Annotated in this window: 8 protein-coding genes; 7 read left to right on the forward strand and 1 reads right to left on the reverse strand. The window is 61.6% G+C overall.

What is annotated here, in order from left to right:
* The 7 genes from AADA04_RS15690 to AADA04_RS15720 all read left to right on the forward strand — a co-directional run.
* Positions 1-1,485 (forward strand): M3 family metallopeptidase (locus AADA04_RS15690; RefSeq protein WP_340694221.1); only part of this gene is annotated, 1,485 nt, incomplete at its 5' end.
* 382 nt (positions 1,486-1,867) lie between these two features.
* A complete protein-coding gene (locus AADA04_RS15695; RefSeq protein ID WP_340694222.1) occupies positions 1,868-2,095 on the forward strand; it encodes a DUF1272 domain-containing protein in 228 nt (75 codons plus the stop codon).
* A gap of 51 nt (positions 2,096-2,146) precedes the next feature.
* Positions 2,147-2,818 (forward strand): thiamine phosphate synthase, encoded by a 672-nt coding sequence (gene thiE, locus AADA04_RS15700; protein WP_340694223.1) that lies wholly within the window; start codon positions 2,147-2,149, stop codon positions 2,816-2,818.
* Positions 2,819-2,886: 68 nt separating this feature from the next.
* Positions 2,887-3,453, forward strand: a complete 567-nt coding sequence (efp, locus tag AADA04_RS15705; RefSeq protein WP_340694224.1) for an elongation factor P — start codon at positions 2,887-2,889, stop codon at positions 3,451-3,453.
* 12 nt (positions 3,454-3,465) lie between these two features.
* Positions 3,466-4,290, forward strand: coding sequence for an inositol monophosphatase family protein (locus AADA04_RS15710; RefSeq protein WP_340694225.1), 825 nt, complete (start codon positions 3,466-3,468; stop codon positions 4,288-4,290).
* 73 nt (positions 4,291-4,363) lie between these two features.
* The gene (locus AADA04_RS15715) at positions 4,364-5,851 is read left to right on the forward strand and encodes an NAD(P)/FAD-dependent oxidoreductase (RefSeq protein ID WP_340694226.1); all 1,488 of its coding nucleotides are present in this window, start codon (positions 4,364-4,366) and stop codon (positions 5,849-5,851) included.
* A gap of 76 nt (positions 5,852-5,927) precedes the next feature.
* The gene (locus AADA04_RS15720; RefSeq protein ID WP_340694227.1) at positions 5,928-6,086 is read left to right on the forward strand and encodes a hypothetical protein; all 159 of its coding nucleotides are present in this window, start codon (positions 5,928-5,930) and stop codon (positions 6,084-6,086) included.
* Here the strand turns inward: AADA04_RS15720 and AADA04_RS15725 are convergent.
* Positions 6,083-7,921, reverse strand: coding sequence for an ABC transporter transmembrane domain-containing protein (locus AADA04_RS15725; protein WP_340694228.1), 1,839 nt, complete (start codon positions 7,919-7,921; stop codon positions 6,083-6,085). The genes AADA04_RS15720 and AADA04_RS15725 overlap by 4 nt on opposite strands.
* Between the last annotated feature and the right edge of the window lie 81 nt (positions 7,922-8,002).

An 8,002-nucleotide genomic window follows, 5' to 3' on the forward strand; every position in this document is an offset into this window, starting at 1 on the left:
CGCGAAATCCAGGGCAAGGTCGTGCTGGAATCCGTCGATGCACTGATGGGCATGCCTCAGGACTATATCGACGCGCACCAGCCCGACGAAAACGGTCAGATCACGATCACGACCGACTATCCCGATACCGGGCCCATCTACAGCTATTCGCCGAACGAAGCGCTGCGCAAGGAACTCCGCAAGGTCGACAGCGACCGGGCCTACCCGGAGAATATCGAGCCGCTGCGCAGGCTTCTGGAAAAGCGCTACGAGCTGGCCACCCTGCTCGGCTATCCGAACTGGGCCGCCTATGTCACCGAAGACAAGATGACCGGCTCGCCGGAAGTCGCCGAAGCTTTCCTGTCACGCGTCGAGACCGCTGCAACGGATGCAGCCGGCATTGAATACCAGCGCCTTCTCGCCAAGCTCGTCGAAACGCAGCCCGACGCCGACAGCGTGCCGGAATGGAGCAGCAGCTACCTCGCAGAGCAGATACGGCAATCGGACTATGCGCTCAACAGCCAGGAAGTCCGCCAGTATTTCGCCTATGACAATGTCCGCAGTGGGATCTTCGCGCTGGTGCAGGACCTGTTCGGCGTCGAAATCCGCGACTGGGCCGATGCCCCTGTCTGGGACGAAAGTGTCACCGCACACGAGATGTACCGGAATGGCGAACTGATCGGTCGCTTCTTCCTCGACATGCATCCCCGTGACGGCAAGTTCAAGCACGCCGCCGCTTTCCCGATCCGCCTCGGCCCGACATCCGACGGTGTGCCGGTCGGGGCGCTGATGTGCAACTTTCCGGCAGGCGATCACACGACCGGCCTGATGGAACACCGCCAGGTCGAGACCTTCCTCCACGAGTTCGGCCACCTCATTCATGCCATGTTCTCCGGGCAGCCAGACTTTGCCAGCCTCAGCATGGGCAATCTCGAATGGGACTTCATCGAAGCCCCGTCGCAGATGCTGCAAAACTGGGTTTGGGACTATGATACGCTCGCCAAGTTCGCCGTGAATGCAGACGGAGAAACCATCCCGCGTGAGCTTGTCGAAAAAATGAATGCCGCGCGCGACTTCGGCAAAGGCCTCACCACGCTTCGCCAGCTGGTCTATGCTGGCGTTTCGCTCAATTATTACAACCGCCCACCAGATGAAGTGGACTTCGACGAAATCTGGAATGAGCGCCAATCGGCCCTCAGCCCGTTCGAGGCGCTGCCGGATGTCCATCGCTATGTCAGCTTCGGTCATCTCGATGGCTATTCGGCGATCTACTACACGTATCAATGGTCGCTCGCGATCTCGACCGACCTGTTCACGGAATTCGAGAAGAATGGCCTGCGCGACACGGCCACAGCCGCGCGGTATCGCGATAGCGTGCTCGCGCCCGGCTCATCAAAACCGGCCGCACAGCTCGTTCATGACTTCCTCGGTCGCGACTGGACGCCGGAAGCCTACGAACAGAAGCTGATCGACGCGGCCAAGTCCGGCAAACCGATGAAAAAGTAAACATGAATCGTGACTGGTGAAGGAAGAGAGCATGCCTGCCAAATGTCCAAATTGCGATTGGAAGTTGCCTCCCCTCGCCAAGCGACCAGCTAACGGCACCACGATCCTTTGCCCAACATGCGATACAAAACTTATCTTCCGCGCGACGAGCCGCTGGATGCGCGCGGGCTTTTTTCTGATATTGCTGCTACTTCTAGGTCTAATTCGGCTCAATGATGGAAATGAATTGCCATTCGTCGGACTGGGAATCATCTTTGTACTTCTGTACGTGTTTCTCGCGTCAAAGAGCGAGAGGTTTGAGTTGGAAGCCTGCGGACCCGCTTCTGAATTCAAATAGGTCAGTCAAAGTGAGTCCCAGCGCTCACTTAACCGGAGACCGCCCATGCTCGAGATGCGCCCCAATTGTGAACGCTGCGATGCCGATGTCGCGCCTGACGAAGTCGGCGCCTTCATCTGCTCGTTCGAGTGCACCTTCTGCGCCGATTGCGCCGATGGTCCGCTGGACGGCGTCTGCCCGAATTGCGGCGGTGATCTCGAGCCCCGCCCGATGCGCAAGGGCAAGGCGCTCGCCGGCAATCCCGCCAGCACAAAGCGCGTCGGCCTCAAGTAACCGCCACCGCCTGCTTCCTTCCCCGGCCCGCTTCGGCTAGAGAGCCCGCCCATGGCTGACAAAATCCCCCTGCGCGAACGCACCCGCCTCTATCTCATCACCCCGCCGCGCGTTGATGATGTGCCCGAATTCGCCGCCGTGCTCGAAGGTGCGCTCGAGGCCGGGGACGTCGCCTGCCTGCAGATCCGCCTGAAGGGCGATGACGGCAAGATCGATGTCGCCGCAACGCGGGCCGTCGCCGAAGCCGTTACCGCCATGGCCCAGGCCTATGGCGCCGCCATCATCATCAATGACAGTCCCGAACTCGCCGTCGAGCTGGGCGCTGATGGCGTCCATATCGGCCCCGAGGACATGACCATCAAACAGGCCCGCGAGATCGTCGGCACCGACATCATTCTCGGCGCCACCGCGAAGAACAGCCGCCACGCCGCCATGGCTGCCGGCGAACAGGGCGCCGACTATGTTGCCTTTGGCGCCTTCTACCCGACGACCACCAAGGCCGGCACTGTCCCCGCCGAGCTCGAGCTCCTCGAATTCTGGCAGGAGACGATGGAACTCCCCTGTGTCGCGATTGGCGGCATCACGGTCGAAAACGCTGCGCCGCTGGTCACCGCTGGCGCCGACTTCCTCGCCGTCTCTTCCGGTGTCTGGAACCATCCAGAGGGCGCCGCCGCAGCCGTAATGGCCTTCAATGCCCTTCTGGATCAGCTGCAACCGCGTTAACACCCCGCCGCTTGACCCTTGCGCGGCAAAGGCTTAACCCGCGCCAAACCCCAACAAGGACGACTTCAATGCCCAAGATCAATGGTAATGAAATCAAACCCGGCAATGTCATCGAGCACGAAGGCACCGTCTGGCGCGCGATCAAGACCATGGCCGTCAAACCCGGCAAGGGTGGCGCTTTCAACCAGGTCGAGCTTCGCAACCTGTTCAACGGATCGAAGTCCAACACCCGCTTCCGTGCCAACGAGTCGGTCGAGCGCGTGCGTCTTGAGCAGAAAGAGTTCCAGTTCCTCTTTGCCGACGAGAACGCGTTCACCTTCATGGACACCGAGACCTACGAGCAGATCATGATCGAGCGTGATTTCATCGGTGACCAGGGCGCTTTCCTTCAGGACTCCATGATGGTCCAGATCGAATTCTATGGCGAACGCCCGATCGGCGTCGCCCTGCCCGACCAGGTCACACTCGAAATCCTCGATACCGAACCGGTCGTCAAAGGCCAGACAGCCGCCAACAGCTTCAAGCCGGCCATGTGCACCGGCGATATCCGCGTCCTCGTCCCGCCCTTCGTTGGCGTCGGCGAGCGCATCGTCGTCCAGACCGCCGACAGCACCTATCTGCGCCGCGCAGACTAGTCAGGACCAAACATGTCTAAGCCCTCCCCCGTCGGTTCCGTAATGATCACCGCCGCCCGTGCCGCAGGCCGGGCGCTGGCGCGTGATTTCGGCGAAGTCGAAAACCTCCAGGTCTCCAAGAAGGGCCCGGGCGATTTCGTTTCGAACGCCGATCACCGCGCCGAGGAAATCATCTATTCCCAGCTCTCCAAGGCCCGCCCGGGCTATGGCTTCGTCATGGAAGAGCGCGGCATCATCGAGGGCACCGACAAGTCCAACCGCTTCATCGTCGACCCGCTCGACGGTACGCTCAACTTCCTGCACGGCCAGCCGCACTATTGCGTCTCCATCGCGCTTGAGCGCGAAGGGAAGCTGTTCGCCGGCGTCGTCTTCGATGTCGCCAAGAATGAAATCTTCTGGGCCGAAACCGGTCGCGGCGCCTGGCTCGAACAGCGCAAGCTGCGCGTTGCGACCCGCCGCAAGCTGGCTGATTCCGTCATCGCCACCGGCACGCCATGGGTCGGCAAGGCGGAAGCCTGGCACATCGGCTTTGCCCGCGAGATCGCCGCAATGACGCCTGTCTGCGCCGGCATCCGCCGCTATGGTTCAGCCGCGCTCGACCTCGCCTGGGTCGCCGCCGGCCGTTTCGACGGTTTCTGGGAACGTGACCTCAAGTCATGGGACGTCGCAGCAGGCGTTGTCCTCGTCCGCGAAGCAGGCGGCATGGTCGAAGAGATCGACGGCGGTGATATCCTGAAAACAGGTTCTATCGTCGCCGGCAACGAGGACATCCTCCCGCTCGTCCAGAAGCAGATCCGCCACGCAGCCGCGTTCGGCAAGGCCGCAGCGATCGAATAGACCCGGCAAAATTGGATAAGTGACACCTGCGTCAAGTATTGTGGCATTCGTATTGCCATTGTAACGTCCAGGCATGACCCAGACAGACACAGACGTACTCATCATCGGCGCCGGCCTTTCAGGCATTGGCGCAGCGGTTCACCTCACCCGGGAATGCCCTGACCGGACCTTCCGGATCATCGAAGCGCGTGATGCGATCGGTGGCACATGGGACCTGTTCCGCTATCCCGGCATCCGCTCGGACAGCGACATGTATACGCTGGGCTACAATTTCAAACCGTGGACCGACGCGAAGGCCATCGCTGATGGTCCCAACATTCGCAAATATGTCCGGGAAACCGCCGACGAGAACGGCATTACCGACAAGATCCAGTTCAATACCAGGGTCGTCGCCGCAGACTGGTCCAGCGCCGACCATCTCTGGAACGTCACGCTGGATCATGGCGGCACGACCGAACTCACGACGTGCCGCTTCCTGTTCCTGTGCGGCGGCTATTACAGCTACGACAAGCCGTTCCGGCCTGACTTCCCGAACGAAGCAGACTTCAAGGGCCAGATCATCCACCCCCAACTCTGGCCAAAAGATCTCGACTATTCCGGCAAGAAAGTCGTCATCATCGGCTCAGGCGCAACAGCCGTCACGCTGGTCCCGGCGATGACCGACAAGGCCGCGCATGTCACCATGCTGCAGCGCTCGCCATCCTATGTCGTGTCGCGTCCGGCGGTCGATAAGTTCGCAACCTTCCTGCGCAAGATTCTGCCCGAGAGCTGGGCCTACAACGTCATTCGCTGGCGCAATGTCACGATGGGTCAGTTCTTCTACAACCAGACCCAGACGAAGCCCGAAAAGGTTCGCGAGCAATTGCTCGGCATGGTCCGCAAGGAACTTGGCCCCGACTATGACGTCGAGAAGCACTTCACCCCCACCTACAAGCCGTGGGAACAGCGCCTGTGCCTCGTTCCGGATTCCGACCTGTTCGAAGCCCTCAAATCCGGCAAGGCCGACGTCGTCACTGACCATATCGAGTCATTCACCACTGACGGCATCCGCCTGAAATCCGGCGAGACGCTAGAAGCCGATATCATTATCTCGGCCACCGGCCTGAACCTTCAATACATGAACGGCATCGAGGCCAGCATCGACGGCCAGCCGATCCATGCCGGAGAGCTCCTGAACTACAAGGGTGTGATGCTGTCCAACGTCCCGAACATGGCGCTCACCTTCGGCTACACGAACGCGTCGTGGACCCTGAAGGCCGATCTCACGTCGGAATATGTCTGCCGCGTGCTGAACCATATGAAGGAAACCGGCACGACCAGCGTCATGCCCTATCTCGACCACTTCCCGGCCGAAACAGACCCCTTCGTGGTCGGCTTCTCATCTGGCTATTTCGCGCGCGCAATTGATACGCTTCCCCGCCAGCACAAGGAAAAGCCCTGGAAGCTCAACATGAACTATCGCGAGGATATGAAGAACCTTCGCAAGGCGCCGATCGAAGATGGCGTGCTGACCTTCTCGGGCGAACGCGAGCCCGCCGTCATCCTTCAGGCCGCCGAATAGGGCCCTGCCCCTGTCAATCCATGCCATCCTTCGCTATCTCAACCCTGTGAGGTGTTTGAGTTAGCGGAGAAATATCATGTGGTTATTGCTTTTATGGTGGTGCGTTGACGATCACCTCGCAGCGGCAGTCGGCGCGCCCGGGCTTGGCGAACTCCCAATCTGGGTGCCGCTCATCCTGTCGCTTGCCTTCGCCTTCACCATCGACGGCAAGGTCAAGAAGCTGCGCAAGCCCTAGGCTGTCTCGCTGGCAAACTGCAGTTCGGCAAGCCGCGCATAGAGGCCGCCCTGCGCGACCAATTGGTCGTGCGTGCCTTCCTCGACGATCCGCCCCTGCTCCATGACCACGATCCGGTCGGCCCGCCGCACCGTCGACAGGCGGTGTGCGATGACCAGCGTCGTGCGGCCCTCGGCAGCATTCGCAATCGCGCGGCGCACGGCCGCTTCGCTCTCGGAATCGAGCGCTGAGGTTGCCTCATCCAGCAACAGGACCGGCGCGTCCCGGACCAGCGCCCTGGCCAGTGCCACGCGCTGGCGCTGGCCGCCCGACAGGCTGCGTCCCTTCTGGCCAAGATCTGTCGCAAGGCCCTCCTTGTCTGACAGGAAGTCCATCGCCTCCGCCATCCGCGCAGCATGTTCCAGCAGCTTTTCGTCCGGATTGTCGGTGCCGAAGGCAATATTCTCCGCCGCCGTCCCTGTGAACAGCGCCGATTCCTGCGGCGCATAGGCAAACTGCCGGCGCCAGTCAGCCGGGTCTGCCGCGACCGACGGCACGCCATCGAGCGTCACGTCACCTTTCTGCGGATCGAACAGGCGCAATGCCAGCCGGAACACGGTCGTCTTGCCGGCCCCGCTCGGGCCGACCAGCGCAACAAACTCGCCCGGTTTCACCGACAGCGAAAAATCCTCCAGCGCCGAGAGCGTCTCATGGCCATAGCGGAACGTCACATGATCGAATGCCAGCGCGCCGGTGACCTTTGCGGGCAGCGCCACCGGGTGTTCCGGCGCTTCGATCTCGATCGCGGTGTTCAGCACTTCAGCGGCACGGTCAGCGGCGCCCGCTGCCCGCATCACTTCGCCATAAACTTCCGCCAGCATGCCGATGCCAGACCCCGCATACAGCGCGTACATGACCATGGAGGCGAGGTTGCCGAATGTCATCTCGCCCGTCGCCACACTGCGCGCGCCGAGCCACAGCACCCCCACAAAACCGCCAAACAGCAACACTGACACCATCACGATCATGATCGCGCGGGCGCCGATCCGTTTCATCGCGGCATCGAATGTCGCCTCGATGGCGGTCGTGAACGAAGCCAGCCGCCCCCCTTCGCGGCCATAGGCCTGCACCAGTTCGATTGCGTCCAGCGCTTCGGCGGCCTCCGCTCCGGCATCCGACAGGCGTGATTGCGCCCGGTTCGACATTTTCCTGATGATACGGCCAATCCCCATCACCGGCAGCACCGCGATCGGCAGCATGGCCAGCAGCGTCAGGCCCAGCTTCCAGTTCACCACCATCATCATGACCAGCGCGCCGGTCGTCGTCAGCAGCGTACGGGTGGCCAGCGAGGCAGACGTGCCAAGGAATGTCTCGATCAGGGTTATGTCCGCCGTCAGGCGCGACACGGCTTCGCCAGAGCGCATCTTCGAGTGATAGGCAGGCGAGAGCTTCAGGAGATGGGCATAGAGGTCACGGCGCAGGTCAGCCGCCACCCGCTCGCCGAAGCGCGACACGAAATAGAAGCGCACCGCGCCCAGCAGGCCCGAGGCGATTGCCGCAAGAAACACCCAGAAAAAGGCCTCATTGATCAGGTTCAGCAGGGTCTGGACATTGCCATCGGCAGACCGGCCGGCATCTGCCGCCTGCCCCAGCAGGATCGGAATGAACAGGCTGGCGGCAGCCGCCAGGATGAGGAAAACCAGCGCAACGCCGACCGTCACCCAATGTTTCTTGAAATACGGCAAGAGCAGCGTCAGGGGCTTCAGGCTGCGGCCCTTCGGCCGCGCCATCCCTTCCCCGCCCTCGGGAAGCGTGGTGCGGCGATCCTCGACGAGGCTGGTTTCTGTATCGGCCATGGGAGTTCTTTCTGCGCGCACGCATCAATTCAATGCAAGCGCCCTCTTGCAGGACGCCGCTGTTTCAGTTACACGCCGGGC

This window comes from Hyphomonas sp. (assembly GCF_037969335.1).
Classification (GTDB): Bacteria; Pseudomonadota; Alphaproteobacteria; order Caulobacterales; family Hyphomonadaceae; genus Hyphomonas.

What these genes read in the sequence shown, in the direction of transcription:
- AADA04_RS15695 (WP_340694222.1), top strand. Translation starts at nt 1,868, where the DNA reads ATGCTCGAGATGCGCCCCAATTGTGAACGCTGCGATGCCGATGTCGCG.
- thiE (WP_340694223.1), top strand. Translation starts at nt 2,147, where the DNA reads ATGGCTGACAAAATCCCCCTGCGCGAACGCACCCGCCTCTATCTCATC.
- efp (WP_340694224.1), top strand. Translation starts at nt 2,887, where the DNA reads ATGCCCAAGATCAATGGTAATGAAATCAAACCCGGCAATGTCATCGAG.
- AADA04_RS15710 (WP_340694225.1), top strand. Translation starts at nt 3,466, where the DNA reads ATGTCTAAGCCCTCCCCCGTCGGTTCCGTAATGATCACCGCCGCCCGT.
- AADA04_RS15715 (WP_340694226.1), top strand. Translation starts at nt 4,364, where the DNA reads ATGACCCAGACAGACACAGACGTACTCATCATCGGCGCCGGCCTTTCA.
- AADA04_RS15720 (WP_340694227.1), top strand. Translation starts at nt 5,928, where the DNA reads ATGTGGTTATTGCTTTTATGGTGGTGCGTTGACGATCACCTCGCAGCG.
- AADA04_RS15725 (WP_340694228.1), bottom strand. Translation starts at nt 7,921, where the DNA reads ATGGCCGATACAGAAACCAGCCTCGTCGAGGATCGCCGCACCACGCTT.